At 71.3% G+C, this 13,336-nt stretch carries 11 protein-coding genes and 2 pseudogenes; 4 read left to right on the top strand and 9 right to left on the bottom strand.

What is annotated here, in order from left to right:
• Nucleotides 1–260, top strand: a pseudogene (locus B0E53_RS37820) (hypothetical protein); the annotation flags it as partial.
• 6 nt (nucleotides 261–266) lie between these two features.
• Here the strand turns inward: B0E53_RS37820 and coaE are convergent.
• Both coaE and rpsA read right to left on the bottom strand, forming a co-directional pair.
• Nucleotides 267–1,445, bottom strand: a complete 1,179-nt coding sequence (gene coaE, locus B0E53_RS24465; RefSeq protein WP_107078195.1) for a dephospho-CoA kinase — start codon at nucleotides 1,443–1,445, stop codon at nucleotides 267–269.
• Nucleotides 1,446–1,606: 161 nt separating this feature from the next.
• Entirely contained in the window at nucleotides 1,607–3,091 is a 1,485-nt protein-coding gene (gene rpsA, locus B0E53_RS24460) for a 30S ribosomal protein S1 (RefSeq protein WP_107078194.1), read from the bottom strand.
• Nucleotides 3,092–3,461: 370 nt separating this feature from the next.
• On the opposite strand from rpsA, the gene B0E53_RS24455 reads away from it, so the two are divergent.
• From B0E53_RS24455 to B0E53_RS24445, 3 genes are read left to right on the top strand one after another with little or no spacing between them, the layout of a single operon-like run.
• Nucleotides 3,462–4,268 (top strand): class I SAM-dependent methyltransferase, encoded by an 807-nt coding sequence (locus tag B0E53_RS24455; protein WP_107078193.1) that lies wholly within the window; start codon nucleotides 3,462–3,464, stop codon nucleotides 4,266–4,268.
• A gap of 39 nt (nucleotides 4,269–4,307) precedes the next feature.
• Nucleotides 4,308–4,529 (top strand): DUF2945 domain-containing protein, encoded by a 222-nt coding sequence (locus B0E53_RS24450; protein WP_107078192.1) that lies wholly within the window; start codon nucleotides 4,308–4,310, stop codon nucleotides 4,527–4,529.
• The gene (locus B0E53_RS24445; RefSeq protein ID WP_107078191.1) at nucleotides 4,516–4,944 is read left to right on the top strand and encodes a DUF3140 domain-containing protein; all 429 of its coding nucleotides are present in this window, start codon (nucleotides 4,516–4,518) and stop codon (nucleotides 4,942–4,944) included. Before B0E53_RS24450 ends, B0E53_RS24445 begins: the two co-directional genes overlap by 14 nt.
• Before the next feature lie 160 nt (nucleotides 4,945–5,104).
• On the opposite strand, the gene polA is transcribed toward B0E53_RS24445, so the two are convergent.
• The 7 genes and pseudogenes from polA to B0E53_RS24405 all read right to left on the bottom strand — a co-directional run.
• Entirely contained in the window at nucleotides 5,105–7,804 is a 2,700-nt protein-coding gene (gene polA, locus B0E53_RS24435) for a DNA polymerase I (RefSeq protein WP_107078190.1), read from the bottom strand.
• Nucleotides 7,805–7,911: 107 nt separating this feature from the next.
• On the bottom strand, nucleotides 7,912–8,622 hold the full coding sequence (locus B0E53_RS24430) for an ABC transporter ATP-binding protein (protein WP_107078189.1): 711 nt from the start codon (nucleotides 8,620–8,622) through the stop codon (nucleotides 7,912–7,914).
• Nucleotides 8,612–9,532 (bottom strand): ABC transporter ATP-binding protein, encoded by a 921-nt coding sequence (locus B0E53_RS24425; RefSeq protein WP_210406196.1) that lies wholly within the window; start codon nucleotides 9,530–9,532, stop codon nucleotides 8,612–8,614. Before B0E53_RS24425 ends, B0E53_RS24430 begins: the two co-directional genes overlap by 11 nt.
• The gene (locus B0E53_RS24420) at nucleotides 9,525–10,679 is read right to left on the bottom strand and encodes a branched-chain amino acid ABC transporter permease (RefSeq protein WP_107078188.1); all 1,155 of its coding nucleotides are present in this window, start codon (nucleotides 10,677–10,679) and stop codon (nucleotides 9,525–9,527) included. The genes B0E53_RS24425 and B0E53_RS24420 overlap by 8 nt, the downstream gene beginning before the upstream one ends.
• Nucleotides 10,676–11,626 (bottom strand): branched-chain amino acid ABC transporter permease, encoded by a 951-nt coding sequence (locus B0E53_RS24415; RefSeq protein ID WP_107078187.1) that lies wholly within the window; start codon nucleotides 11,624–11,626, stop codon nucleotides 10,676–10,678. Before B0E53_RS24415 ends, B0E53_RS24420 begins: the two co-directional genes overlap by 4 nt.
• A gap of 94 nt (nucleotides 11,627–11,720) precedes the next feature.
• Nucleotides 11,721–12,884 carry a branched-chain amino acid ABC transporter substrate-binding protein gene (locus B0E53_RS24410; RefSeq protein WP_107078186.1) on the bottom strand — a complete coding sequence of 388 codons (1,164 nt, stop codon included), beginning with the start codon at nucleotides 12,882–12,884 and terminating at the stop codon, nucleotides 11,721–11,723.
• 261 nt (nucleotides 12,885–13,145) lie between these two features.
• Nucleotides 13,146–13,336 (bottom strand): annotated as a pseudogene (locus tag B0E53_RS24405) (hypothetical protein); the annotation flags it as partial.

The raw sequence follows: 13,336 nt of genomic DNA, 5'->3' as shown, positions 1-13,336 counted from the left end.
CGGCGCTGCGGAGCGTCGCCACCGCCGTGCCGGCCACCGCGGCGGTCCGGATCCGCGACGACCGGGCGGCGGACCGGACCGTGGACGTCATCGAGGTACGCGGCCGGCTGCGCTGGTGGATCGACCGGAGCGGGCTGCCGCGCCGGCTGGAGCTGCGGACCGGGCGGGGCGTCTGGGTTCAGCTGGACCTCGCGCCCGGGCGGGTGCCGGCGCTGCCCGGCGCCGCGCGCCCGGTCAGGCAGCCGGCGAAACGCCGCTGAGCGGGCTCACGGCCGCCAACCGGTCTGCGCGGCCCACTCCTCGGCCCGCAGGTGCTCCTCGTCGAACCAGGGGTCCTTCAGCGTCCCGTAGGTGGCGCTGTCCGGTGCGGAGGCGGCCAACTCCCGCTTCAGCTGCAGGTACGCGGCCCGCTGCCCCGGGTCGGCGCGCAGATGGTCGCGCATCAGCAGGGCGTAGCGCCAGCCGGGCGAGTCGGCCGCCCGCAGGTGCAGGTGCACCGGGCGGCCCGGGTCGGCGCTGCCGTGCAGCCGCTTCTCCCAGTGGCGGCTGCCGTTCGGGCGGGGGTTGTCCCACCAGTCGCCGGGCAGCCGGGGGAACCCCGCCTCGGCGAGCCGGTCGGCGAGCGGCCCGTCCGCGTCGGCCAGTGACGGCACGGTGAGCTGGATGTCGATGACGTCCTTGGCGGCCAGCCCGGGCACCGCGGTGGAGCCGATGTGGTCGACCCGCAGGTCGGCGCCGGCCGCGTGGCGGATCCGGGCGGCCAGCCGGGCGTACTGCTGGGGCCAGGTCGGGTCGGGCTCGGTGAGCACAACCTGCTCGGGCCGGACCGCCCGGCGTTCGCGGACGTTGCGCTCGTAGGGCCGCAGACGCTCGTGCCAGAGGGTGTCCACGGCGGCGTGCAGGTCGGCCAGGGTGCCGTCGTTGCCGAGCAGGACGTCCGCCGCCGCCTGCCGGCGGGCGTCGTCGGCCTGCGCGGCGATCCGCCGCTCGGCCTCCGCACGGTCCATGCCGCGGTCGCGGGCCAGCCGCTCCAGCCGGGTGGCCACCGCCGCCTGCACCACCAGCACCAGGTGGTACGTGGGCGCGAGCCCCACCTCGACCAGCAGCGGCACGTCGTTGACCACGACGGCGTCGGGGGGCGCCGCGGCGACCAGCGCGGCGGTGCGGGCCCGGACCCGGGGGTGGGTGATCGCCTCCAGCCGGCGGCGGGCGCCCTCGTCGGCGAAGACCACGGCGCCCAGGGCGACCCGGTCCAGCGCCCCGTCGGCGTCGAGGACCCGGTCGGAGAAGGCCGCGACGATCTCGGCGAGGCCCTCGCTGCCCGGGGCGACCACCTCGCGGGCGATCCGGTCCGCGTCGATGATCACCGCGCCGAGCGCGGCCAGCCGGCTGGACACCGCGCTCTTGCCCGATCCGATCCCGCCGGTCAATCCCACCTTCAGCACCGGAACAGTCAACCCGATCACCGTTTCCGGTGCCAACTTCCCCCGGACACGGCGAAGGCCCCGCCCCCGGCGACCCGGTGGTACCGGATCGCGGGGACGGGGCCCGTCGTCGTCAGCGACTGCGCCAGTCTCGGCCTCGCCGAGCTGGAGTCGTCACCGGGTCACTTGCCGCCGGCGAGCTTCTCCCGCAGCGCGGCGAGCGCCTCGTCGGTGGCCAGCGTGCCGGCCGGCTCCTCGGCCTGACGGCTCGGGGCCGAGGTCGTGGTGGTGGTGCCGGTGACGGCCGGAGCCGGGTTGGCAGCGGCCTCGGCGTCGGCGGCCCGGGAGGTCTGCACCTGCTTGGTGTGGGCCTCCCAGCGCTGGCGCGCCTCGGCGTACTGCTGCTCCCAGGTCTCGCGCTGCTTGTCGTAGCCCTCGAGCCACTCACCCGTCTCCGGGTCGAAGCCCTCCGGGTAGATGTAGTTGCCCTGCTCGTCGTAGGTCGCGGCCATGCCGTAGAGGGTCGGGTCGAAGTGCTCCTCGCCCTCGACGAAGCCCTCGTTGGCCTGCTTGAGCGACAGCGAGATCCGGCGCCGCTCCAGGTCGATGTCGATGACCTTGACCATGACCTCGGAGCCGACCTGCACGACCTGCTCCGGGATCTCCACGTGGCGCTCGGCCAGCTCGGAGATGTGGACCAGGCCCTCGATGCCGTCGTCCACCCGGACGAAGGCGCCGAACGGCACGAGCTTGGTGACCTTACCCGGCACGATCTGCTGGATCGCGTGGGTGCGGGCGAACTGCCGCCACGGGTCCTCCTGGGTCGCCTTCAGCGACAGCGAGACCCGCTCGCGGTCCAGGTCGACGTCCAGGACCTCGACCTCGACCTCCTGGCCCACCTCGACGACCTCGGACGGGTGGTCGATGTGCTTCCAGGAGAGCTCGGAGACGTGCACCAGGCCGTCCACGCCGCCCAGGTCGACGAACGCGCCGAAGTTGACGATCGAGGAGACGACGCCCTTGCGGACCTGGCCCTTCTGCAGCTTGTTGAGGAACTCGGTGCGCACCTCGGACTGCGTCTGCTCCAGCCAGGCCCGGCGGGACAGCACCACGTTGTTGCGGTTCTTGTCCAGCTCGATGATCTTGGCCTCGAGCTCGCGACCGACGTACGGCTGCAGGTCACGGACCCGCCGCATCTCGACGAGCGAGGCGGGCAGGAAGCCGCGCAGCCCGATGTCGAGGATGAGACCACCCTTGACGACCTCGATGACCGAGCCGCGGACGACGCCGTCCTCGTCCTTGATCTTCTCGATCGTGCCCCAGGCCCGCTCGTACTGCGCCCGCTTCTTGGAGAGGATCAGACGCCCCTCCTTGTCCTCCTTCTGGAGGACAAGGGCCTCGATGTGGTCACCGACCGAAACGACCTCGGCGGGGTCCACGTCGTGCTTGATCGACAACTCCCGAGAGGGGATGACGCCCTCGGTCTTGTAGCCGATGTCGAGCAGGACCTCGTCCCGATCGACCTTGACGACGGTGCCTTCGACAATGTCGCCGTCGTTGAAGTACTTGATGGTCTCGTCGATCGCGGCGAGGAAAGCCTCCTCGGAACCGAGATCGTCGTGCGTGACCTTGTTGGCGCTCGAGGGGGCCTCGATGCTGCTCGTCATGTGGGCGGTTGCTCCGGTCGGATGGGTTGTCACAGCAGGCGTGGCGTCGCGGTGACCTGTCCGCGCCAGCGGATCCGTCGCCGGGCACACCGAACGATCGCCATCAGAAGATCATTAGTGGCTCCGGTGACCGCGCACCTGCTCCCTGCCGAGGCACACGATCCGCGAGCGCATCGTCTAGCCTACCCGCTGCATTACCACAGCGTGCAAGCCCTCCCGGGTCTCCTCGGGCGCGCCAGCTGCGAAAGCGGAGATTTCGCGCGGTAAGGTGCCACAGCTGTCTCCTCCGTCACATCCGCCCCATCCGCCACGCCCCCGCCCGGAGCGGCCCGCACGCCGCGTACCGTCGTCGAGGGCCTAGCGTGGGCGGGTGGACGACGACAGGGTGACCCGGCGCCGGGTGGGCGCGGCCGAGGTCCGCTGGGCCAACCGGGGCTGGTGGGACACGGACGCCGACGCCTACCAGGCCGAGCACGGCGCGTTCCTGGGCGAGGTGGACTTCGTCTGGTGTCCCGAGGGGCTGCGCGAGGCCGACGCCCGGCTCCTCGGCGAGCTGGCCGGCCGCCGGATCCTGGAACTCGGCTGCGGCGCGGCCGCCGCCGCCCGCTGGCTCGCCACGCAGGGCGCGCGGCCGGTCGCCCTGGACCTGTCCGCCGGCATGTTGCGGCACGCCGCCGAGGCCGCCGCCCGGACCGGCGTACGCGTGCCGCTCGTGCAGGCCGACGCGCTCGCCCTGCCGTTCGCCGACGCGGCCTTCGACACGGTCTGCACGGCGTTCGGCGCGATACCGTTCGTGGACGACTCGGCGGCGGCGATGCGGGAGGTGGCCCGGGTACTGCGCCCCGGCGGCCGGTGGGTCTTCTCGGTCACCCACCCGATGCGCTGGATCTTCCTCGACGACCCGGGCGAGGGCGGGCTCACGGCCGTGCACTCGTACTTCGACCGCTCCCCCTACGTCGAGCAGGACGAGCGCGGGGTGGCCACGTACGTCGAACAGCACCGCACCCTCGGCGACCGGATCCGGGAGCTGGTCGGCGCCGGGTTCCGCCTGGTGGATCTGGTGGAGCCGGAGTGGCCGGCGGGACACGAGGGGATCTGGGGGCAGTGGAGCCCGCTGCGCGGCCGGCTCTTCCCCGGCACCGCCATCTTCGTGTCGGAGAAGCCGGCCGCCGCCTGAGGCGTCGTTTCCGGCCGTCGGCCCCGGGTAACCGCGCGCATGGCCGAGAAGGAGGAGTTCCGCCGGGGCGACCACGTCTCCTGGGCCAGCCACAGCGGCCGGGCGTACGGCGTGGTCAAGGAGAAGCTCATCGACCGGACACACATCCGCGGGCACGCCGTGAACGCCTCGCCGGAGGAGCCGCAGTACCGGATCCGCAACGACGACTCGGGCCGGGACGTCGCCCACCGACCGGAGGTGCTGCGTCATGAGCCGAAGTGACGACCCGCGGCAGACCTACCAGGAGTTCACCGACGCGGTGAACATGAAGCCCACCGAGCTGCAGAAGTGGCTGGAGACCGACGAGTCCAAGCACGTGGGCTGGCGGAAGGGCACCCGGGGCGGCGAGTCGGTGGGCCACGAGTCCGGCCGGAAGATCATCGACCTGCTGCGCCGCAAGCGTGACCAGCTCACCGCCGCCGACTACAAGCACATGCGCAAGGTCGTCGGGTACGTCCGGCGGCACATGGCCCAGCGGCCGAGCGGCGACGTGCGCCGGACCCGGTGGCGGTACTCCCTGATGAACTGGGGCCACGACCCGGTCAAGGAACCGCTGCCGCCGCCGGGTGGGCCGTCCCGCAAGGCCCTGCAGCGGCACGGCGCCCCGCCCAAGGAGCGCCGGGGGCCGGGCCGCTGACGCGGGCACTTGACCCGGCCACCGACGGCAGGGTCGGACGATCGGCGGCAGGAACGACGACCAGCGGCGGACCGTGGTGGTCACCGGCGCGGGCACCGGCATCGGCCGGGCCACCGCCCGCGCCTTCGCGGCCGCCGGCTCCTGATTCTCGTCGTGCCGGTCAGTGGTCGGCGCTGTTCCAGTCGCGGCCCTCGCCCACGGAGACCTCCAGCGGCACGGAGAGCGGGTACGCCTCCCCCATCTCCTTGCGGACCAGCGCCTCCAGGGTCTCCCGCTCGCCGGGGGCGACCTCGAAGACCAGCTCGTCGTGCACCTGGAGCAGCATCCGGGAGCGCAGCCCGGCGTCGCGCAGCGCGGTGTCGACGTGCAGCATGGCGACCTTGATGATGTCGGCCGCGGAGCCCTGGATCGGGGCGTTGAGCGCCATCCGCTCGGCCATCTCCCGGCGCTGCCGGTTGTCGCTGACCAGGTCGGGCAGGTAGCGGCGGCGGCCCAGGATGGTGGAGGTGTAGCCGTCCTGCCGGGCCCGGGCCACCACCTCCTGGAGGTAGTCGCGGACCCCGCCGAAGCCGGCGAAGTAGTTCTCCATCAGCCCGCGGGCCTCCTCGGCGCTGATCCCGAGCTGCTGGGACAGGCCGAACGCGCTCAGCCCGTACGCCAGGCCGTAGTTCATCGCCTTGATCTTGCGCCGCTGGTCGGCGGTGACCTGGTCGACCTCGACGGTGAAGACCGAGGAGGCGGTGGCGGCGTGGAAGTCGTGCCCGGAGTTGAACGCCTCGATCAGCGCGTCGTCGGAGGACAGGTGCGCCATGATCCGCATCTCGATCTGGCTGTAGTCGGCGGTGAGCAGGCACTCGTAGCCCTCGCCGACCACGAAGGCCCGCCGGATCCGCCGCCCCTCCTCGGTGCGGATCGGGATGTTCTGCAGGTTGGGCTCGGTCGAGGAGAGCCGGCCGGTGGCCGCCACCGTCTGGTTGAACGTGGTGTGGATCCGGCCGTCGTCGGAGACCGACTTGAGCAGCCCGTCGACGGTCATCTTGAGCTTGGCGACGTCGCGGTGGCGCAGCAGGTGCGCCAGCACCGGGTGCGGGTTCTGCGCGTAGAGCCACTGCAGCGCGTCGGCGTCGGTGGTGTAGCCGGTCTTGATCTTCTTGGTCTTGGGCAGGCCCAGCTCGCCGAAGAGGATCTCCTGGAGCTGCTTGGGCGAGCCCAGGTTGAACTCCCGGCCGATCTCCGCGTAGGCGCCCTGGGCGGCCGCCTTCACCTCGGCGGCGAAGTGCGCCTCCAGCTCGGAGAGGTATTCGGTGTCGGCGGCGATGCCGGTGCGCTCCATGGTGGCCAGCACCCGCATCAGCGGCAGCTCGACGCCGGCCATCAGCCGGGCGGACTGCTCGCCGTCGCGGGACAGCTCGGCGTCGATCGCGTCGGCCAGGTCGAGGGTGGCCCGGGCCTGGAGCATCAGGTTCTGCTCGGCCGCGCCGTCGTCGCCGAGCCCGTCGAGGGTGAGCTGGCCGCTCTCCGGCGCGTCGACCCGCAGCTCCCGGTGCAGGTAGCGCAGCGCCAGGTCGGTGAGGTCGTAGGAGCGCTGGTCGGGCCGGGCCAGGTAGGCGGCGATCTGGGTGTCGCGGGAGATGCCCTGCAGGTCCCAGCCGTGCGCGGCGAAGGCGAGCACCGCCGGCTTGCTGTCGTGCAGCACCTTGGGGCGGGCCTCGTCGGCGAGCCACCCGGCCAGCGCGACCTCGTCGGCCTCGGCCAGCCGGGCCGGGTCGAACCAGGCGGCCGCGCCGCCCGCGGTGGCCAGCGCCATGCCGGTCACGGCGGCGCTGTGCCGCCGGTTGGGGCCGGTGTCGAGCTTGACCGCCATGCCGACCGGGGCACCGGCCGGGGCGTGCGTGGCCAGCCAGCCGGCGAGCGCGCCGGGCTCGGCGAGCACCTGCCCGGCCAGCTCGAAGCCGGCCTCGGCCTCCGGCTCGACGGCCTCCAGGTACTGGTAGAGCCGGTCGCGCAGGATGCGGAACTGGAGGGTGTCGAAGACCTGGTGCACGGCCTCCCGGTCCCAGCCCTGCCAGCGGGCGTCCTCCGGGCGCACCGGCAGCTCCAGGTCGGTGACCAGGCAGTTGATCTCGTAGTTGCGGATCACGTCGGCGAGCCGCTCGCGCAGGCTGTCGCCGGCCTTGCCCTTGATCTCGTCGGCCCGGGCCACCACGCCCTCGACCCCGTCGTAGAGGTTGATCCACTTGGCGGCGGTCTTCGGGCCGACGCCGGGGACGCCGGGCAGGTTGTCGCTGGTCTCGCCGACCAGGGCGGCCAGGTCGCGGTAGCGGCCCGGGCCGACGCCGTACTTCGCCTCGACCGCGGCCGGGTCCATCCGGGCCAGGTCGGAGACACCCTTGCGCGGGTAGAGCACGGTGACCCGGTCGCCGACGAGCTGGAAGGCGTCCCGGTCGCCGGTGGTGATGAGCACGTCCATGCCCTGGTCGCGGGCCTGGCAGGCGAGGGTGGCGATGACGTCGTCGGCCTCGTAACCCTCCTTCTCCACGACCGGGATGCGCAGCGCCGCGAGGACCTCCTTGACCAGGCTGACCTGGCCCTTGAAGTCGGTCGGGGTCTCGCTGCGGCCGGCCTTGTACTCCGCGTACTTCTCGGTGCGGAAGGAGCGGCGGGAGACGTCGAAGGCGACCACGATGTGGCTGGGCTGCTCGTCGCGGAGCACGTTGATCAGCATCGAGGTGAAGCCGTAGACGGCGTTGGTCGGCTGCCCCGTGGTGGTGGAGAAGTTCTCCACCGGCAGGGCGAAGAACGCCCGGTATGCCAGGGAGTGTCCGTCGACGAGGAGCAGGCGCGGCGTCGTAGCTGTCACGGCAGCGACTCTAGTCCGTGGGGCCGACAACCCGGCGGACGGCGGCACCGCGAAAAGCGACGGCCGGCCACCCCGGGTGGGGACGGCCGGCCGCCGGCAGGTACGACTCAGGCGACGCCGAGGTACGCCTCCTTGACCGCCGGGTCGTGCAGCAGGTCCCGGCCGGTGCCCTCCTTGACGATCCGGCCGGTCTCCAGCACGTAGCCCCGGTGGGCCCGGGAGAGCGCCTGCTGGGCGTTCTGCTCCACCAGCAGGATGGTCGTGCCCTGCTCGTTGATCCGGGTGATGATCTCGAAGATCTGCTGGATCAGCATCGGCGCGAGCCCCATCGAGGGCTCGTCGAGCAGCAGCAGTCGCGGGCGGGCCATGAGCGCCCGGCCCACCGCCAGCATCTGCTGCTCACCGCCGGAGAGCGTGCCGCCGGGCTGCTTGCGCCGCTCGGCGAGCCGGGGGAAGAGGTCCATGACCATCTTCATGTCCTCGGCGATGCCCGCCCGGTCCCTGCGGGTGTACGCGCCCATCTCCAGGTTCTCGACGACGCTCATCCCGGGGAAGACGCCCCGGCCCTCGGGCGCCTGCCCGATGCCCCGGGCCACCCGCAGGTCGGCCCGCATCCGGGTGACGTCGGTGCCGTCGAAGACGATCGAGCCGGAGGCCACCGGACGCAGCCCGGAGATGGCCCGCATGGTGGTGGTCTTGCCGGCGCCGTTCGCGCCGATCAGGGCCACCACCTCGCCCTCGTCGACCGTCAGGCTGATCCCGTGCAGCGCCTGGATCCGCCCGTACAGCAGGGTCAGGTCGTTGATCTCAAGCAGCATCGGTCGGCACCCCCAGGTACGCGGCGATCACCTTCGGGTCCTCACGGACCTCGGCCGGCAGGCCCTCGGCGATCTTCTTGCCGAACTCCAGCACCACGATCCGGTCGGTCACGCCCATGACGAGTCGCATGTCGTGCTCGATCAGAAGGATCGTCGTGCCATTGTCGCGGATCTTCCGGATCAGGCCGTTCAGTTCCTCCTTCTCCGCCGGGGTGAAGCCGGCGGCCGGCTCGTCCAGGCAGAGCAGGGTCGGATCCGTGGCCAGGGCCCGGGCGATCTCCAGCCGGCGCTGCTCGCCGTACGAGAGGTTGCGGGCCAGGTCCCCGGCGCGGCGCTCGATGCCGACGAAGCGCAGCAGCTCGTGCGCCTTCTCGCGGCCCTCCCGCTCCTCCCGCCAGTGCCGCGGCAGCCGCAGCATCGCGGCGATCACGCTGGTCTTGTGGTGGGCGTCCGCGCCCACCATCACGTTCTCCAGCGCGGTCATCTCCGGGAAGAGCCGGATGTTCTGGAACGTCCGGGCGATGCCCGCCTTGGTGATCCAGCTCCGACGCCGGCCGTTGATCCGCTGCCCGGCGAACCGGATCTCGCCCTCGGTGGGCCGGTAGACGCCCGTCATCGCGTTGAAGCAGGTCGTCTTGCCGGCGCCGTTCGGGCCGATCAGGCCGAGGATCTCCCCCTTGTACAGGGTGAAGGCGACGTCGTCGAGGGCGACCACACCGCCGAAGCGGAGGGTGACGTGGTCGACCTCCAGCAGCGGCTCACGCCCGGCCGGGGCGGTATCGCCCGGCGTGGGCTCGACCGGCGTGTCCGCGCCCTTCTCCGGCGGGGTGCCGACCGTGCTGCGACCGTCGTCGGCGATGTCCCGCTCGCTGGTCTCGTCCCGCTCGCTGTGCATCTGCGGCTCACTCATTGGGCACCGTCTCCTGGGGAACCGCTTCCTTGCGCCGGTCGGCGAACTCCGCCGCCCGCCGCCGGTTGGGCACCAGACCCTGCGGCCGGAAGATCATCATGACGATGACCACCAGGCCGAAGACCAGGATCCGGTACTCGGCGGCGTCGAACTCCACCCCGATGAGGTCGCCGACGCCGCGCAGCCACTCCGGCAGGTACCAGGTGACCGCGCCGCCGACGATGGCGCCCTTGATGTTGCCGGCGCCGCCGAGGATCACCGCGGCGAGCACCAGGATGGAGCTCTCCAGCACGAACTGGTCGGAGTTGATGAACGTCTGCTTGCCGGCGAACACCGCGCCGGTCAGGCCGGCCACGGCCGCGCCGATGGCGAACGCCCACAGCTTGTACTTGAACGTCGGCACGCCCATGATCTCGGCGGCGTCCTCGTCCTCGCGGATCGCGACCCAGGCCCGCCCGACCCGGCTGTTGGCCAGGTTCCGGATCAGCACCAGCACGATGAGGATCAGCGTCAGCATCAGCCAGTAGTACGGCCGGGCGTCCACCACCCCGAACAGCGGCTTGCCGTCCGTGCCGGTGCCCGGCGGGTGCGGGATCGCCGGGATGCCCCGCTGGCCCTGGGCGATGCCGTCCTGGCGCGCGGCGTACAGCCGGATCATCTCGGCGAAGCCGAGGGTCACGATCGCCAGGTAGTCACCGCGCAGGCGCAGCGTCGGGCCACCGAGGATCACCCCGGAGACCATCGCCACCATCACCGCCAGCGGCACCGCCGCCAGCCACGGCCAGTTCGTGCCGAACCGGCTCTCCGGCGAGGTGAGCAGCGCGACCGTGTACGCGCCGAGCGCGTAGAAGCCGAAGTAGCCCAGGTCGAGCAGGCCGGCGAAGCCGACCACCACGTTGAGCCCGACGGCCAGCAGGACGAACACCGCGGTGTCGAAGAGCACGCCGGCGAAGTCCGAGCGGGTGGTGTAGAAGGCGAAGTAGTCGCTGCCGACGGGGAAGCCGAGGTACTCGTAGAACCACTTGTTGGGCAGGATGTAGAGCAGGACGATCAGCGCGGCGATCGCCGCCCAGCGCACCTGCTTGGGCATGGCCGCCCAGCGGCTCTTGATACCCGCGGTCCGCTTCTTGTCCACGGTGGCGGTCATGCGCGCGCCCTCCCGAGAGATTCGCCGAGCAGACCGGTCGGCCGGAACATCAGCAGCACGATCAGCAGCACGAAGCCGGTGAAGTCCTTCCACTCGCCGCCGAAGAGGCCGGCCGCGTAGTTCTCCACCACGCCGAGCAGCAGGCCGCCCAGCAGCGCGCCGCGCAGGTTGCCGATGCCGCCGAGCACCGCGGCCGAGAAGGCCTTGAGCCCGATCAGGAAGCCGACGTTGAACTTGGTGTAGCCGAACCGGATGTCCCACAGCAGGGCGCCCACGCCGGCCATCAGGCCGCCGAGCACGAAGACCAGCAGGATGACCCGGTTCTTGTTGACACCCATGAGCGCGGCGGTGTCCGCGTCCTGGGCGACCGCCCGGATGCCGCGGCCCAGGCGGCTGCGGTTCACGAACTGGTCCAGCGCGATCATCATGATCAGCGTGACGGCGAGGATGAGCAGCTGGACGTTGGTCACCGCGGCGCCGAAGAGGGTGAACACCGTCTTCTGCGGGATCAGGTCCGGCATGCCGAACGGGGCCCGGCTGGTGCTGATGCCGAACGACTCGGCGAGCACGAACGAGGCGCCGATCGCGGTGATGAGGAAGGCCAGCGGCGGCGCGTTGCGGCGGCGCAGCGGCCGGTAGGCGACCAGTTCGACCGTGACCGCGGTGACCGCCGAGGCGGCCATCGCCACCACGAGACCGGCGACGACCGCCAGGATCAGCGGGCCGAGGGCCGGGGCGGCCGAGTTCTGGTCGTAGCCGAGGGCCTGCCAGGTCCACAGGGCGGTGAAGGTACCGACCATGAAGACCTCGGAGTGAGCAAAGTTGATCAGGCGCAGAACGCCGTACACCAGGGTGTAGCCGAGGGCGATGAGCGCGTAGATCGCGCCCTGCTCCAGGCCGGTGATGGTCAGCGCCGGAAAGTTCCCGAAGAGCTCATCGAAGTTCAAGTGGGGGCTCCAACTGTGCGGCCAAGCGGTGCGGCCGGGAGGAAATACTCCCGGCCGCACGCCTGGTGTCCCGTGCCGGGACCGGACGAACCGGTCAGGACTTGGGGATCTCGATGTCGGGGACGACCTTGCCCGCGTTCACCTTGAACGCCCAGACCAGCACCTGGGCCGGGTCAAGCTCGCCGTTGGACTCGAACTTGTAGGTGACGCCGGTGGCGCCGCCGGTGCCGTTGTAGGAGTTGATGAAGCTCAGCAGGTCGGCGCGCGAAGCCTTGCCGGCCTTGATGCCCTCCAGCATGATCTTCGTGATGTCGTACGACACGTCGGCGTAGGTGCCCGGCTCGGCGTTGTCGAAGGCCGCCTTGTAGTCGGTCACGAAGGTGCCCTTGGCCGCGGTGGCCGGGGCGCACGGGCAGGTGAGGATCGTGCCCTCGGCGACCTGCTCGCCGGCGACCTTGATGAAGTTGGCGTCGTTGACACCGTCACCGGCGACCATCGTGCCCTTCCAGCCCGCGCCCTTGAGCTGCTTGAGCAGCAGGCCGGCCTCGGTGTAGTAGCCACCGAAGAAGAGGACGTTCGCACCGCTGCTCTGGATCTTGGTGACCACGGCGGAGAAGTTGGTCTGCTTGACCTGGATCTTGTCCTCGCCCGCGACCGAGCCGATGACCTTCTTCACCTCGTCCACCAGGCCGGCGCCGTACGCCGACTGGTCGTCCACCACGTAGACCTTCTCGGCCTTCAGGACGTTCTTGATGTACCGGCCGGCGGCCGGGCCCTGCGAGGTGTCGTTACCGACGCCCCGGTGGAAGATCTTCCAGTTCTTGGTGCTCAGGCTCGGACGGGTCGCCGACGGGGTGATGATCGGCAGGCCGGCCTCGTCGAAGATCGGGTCGGCAACCTCGGACTCACCGGAGAACGCCGGGCCGATGATGCCGACCACCTTGCTGTCGCCGACCGCCTGCTGCGCCAGGGCCGGCGCCTTGGCCGGGTCACCCTGCGAGTCGTACTCGGAGAGCTGGACCTTGCAGTCCGCGTTGTCCTTGTTGTACTGGTCGATGGCCAGCTTGGTGCCGTTGCGCATGTGGATACCGAGACCCGCGGCGTCACCGGTCAGCGGGCCGAAGTAGCCGATCTTCAGGTCGCAGGCGGCCTTGCTGCCACCCGCATCACTACCACTGTCAGCCTTGCAGGCCGCGCCACTGAAAACGAGCGCGCCGATGGCCACGCCACCCAGCACCCGTGCGAGCTTCTGCCTCACGGCTCGTACCCTCCTCCGTCCGATGGCCCGGAAACCACCCACCGCGAATTGGACCTTGCGAGAGGTTGGCCGGACCGACCGCGATCCCGGTCTGGGCCGGGACGTTATCCCACCAGCGGGCCGCGAAGGTAGACCTGGGAAGCGGGGTTGACCTAACCGTTACGTTGAGTGGCCGGATTCACAGAAGTGCTGTAACACACCGGCCCGCGTGGTGGGAAAATCGGACATCCGACACCGACCGGAAACACGCTGGTGAGAGGCTCATGCGCGCCCCCACGGCCCCCGCGCCGCCCACACCTCGGCCCGCGCGCCGTCGTCCACCAGCAGCAGCGCCACCCCACCCGCCGCGACCACCGCCACCGTCCGGTCGCTGGCCGCCGGCACCGCCACCGGCAGCGCCACCGGCGACCACCGCGCCCCGTCCGCCGAGAACCACCCCGCGCCCGCCGCCG

The organism is Micromonospora sp. MH33 (assembly GCF_003013775.1).
Classification (GTDB): Bacteria; Actinomycetota; Actinomycetes; order Mycobacteriales; family Micromonosporaceae; genus Micromonospora; species Micromonospora fulviviridis.
This window is presented reverse-complemented; position numbering and strand designations above follow the sequence as displayed.